The sequence below is a fragment of the Mycobacterium sp. IDUB_19 genome, from assembly GCF_055419445.1.
This window is the reverse complement of the sequence record NZ_JBVAXR010000166.1, coordinates 1-985: the sequence shown is the minus strand read 5'-3', so window position 1 is coordinate 985 and position 985 is coordinate 1. Positions and strand designations below refer to the sequence as shown.

2 protein-coding genes are annotated in these 985 nt (G+C 68.5%); both read right to left on the bottom strand.

Features of this window, described 5'->3' with window-relative positions:
• On the bottom strand, positions 1 to 863 hold an 863-nt coding region (locus tag ACZY0B_RS27665; RefSeq protein WP_463767408.1), incomplete at its 3' end, for a glycosyltransferase family 4 protein.
• Positions 864 to 985, bottom strand: a 122-nt coding sequence (locus ACZY0B_RS27660; RefSeq protein ID WP_463767409.1) for an LpxL/LpxP family acyltransferase, incomplete at its 5' end; no start/stop codon positions are given.

Below are 985 nucleotides of genomic sequence, written 5' to 3'. Positions count from 1 at the left end.
GTGCCGGCGGCCATTGCCTCGACCAGGACGATGCCGAAACTCTCGCCGCCGATGTTGGGCGCGCAGTAGACGTCGGCACTGCGCATCGCCGACGCTTTCCCAGCGTCGTCGACCAGACCGAGGAAGCGCAGGTGCTCGGCCAATGCGCCTGCCTGCGTGCGCAATTCGTCCTCATCGCCATGGCCGACGACCAGCACCTGCAGGTCCGGAAAGCGTTCCACCACCCGCGGCAGCGCCTCGAGCAGCACCGCCATGCCCTTGCGCGACTCGTCGTAGCGGCCCAGGAACAGCACCGTCTTGCCCGGCCGCGGATACCCGTCCCGCCGCGGCGCCGAGGCGAGTGAGGCGACGTCGACGCCGTTGGGGATCTCCACCGCGTCGGACCCGAGCGCCTCCATCTGCCAGCGGCGGGCCAGCTCGGACACCGCGATCCGGCCGACGATCTTCTCGTGCATGGGCCGCAGGATGCTTTGGACGACGGACAGGGTCAGCGATTTGGTGGTCGAGGTGTGAAAGGTGGCCACGATCGGCCCCTCGGCGATGTTCAGGGCCAGCATCGACAGGCTGGGCGCATTGGGCTCGTGCAGGTGCAGCACGTCGAAATCCCCTTCGGCAAGCCACTTTTTGACCTTGCGGTGGGTTGCCGGGCCGAACCGCAGCCGGGCCACCGAGCCGTTGTAGGGAATGGGGACGGCCTTGCCGGCCGAGACGACGTACTCGGGCAGCGCGGCGTGCGGCGAAACCGGCGCCAGCACACTGACCTCGTGACCGCGGGCGCGCATCACCTCGGCCAGCTGCAAAACATGCGACTGCACCCCGCCCGGCACGTCGAACGAGTAGGGACAGACCATCCCGATCCTCATTCAGGCCTCCCGTAGCCGGGCACGCCGGGCCTCTGACAGATCGGTCAGCCACTGGGGCTGCAGCATGTGCCAGTCTTCGGGGTGGGCGGCGATGTTGGTGGCGAATTGGTCGGCCAGCGCCT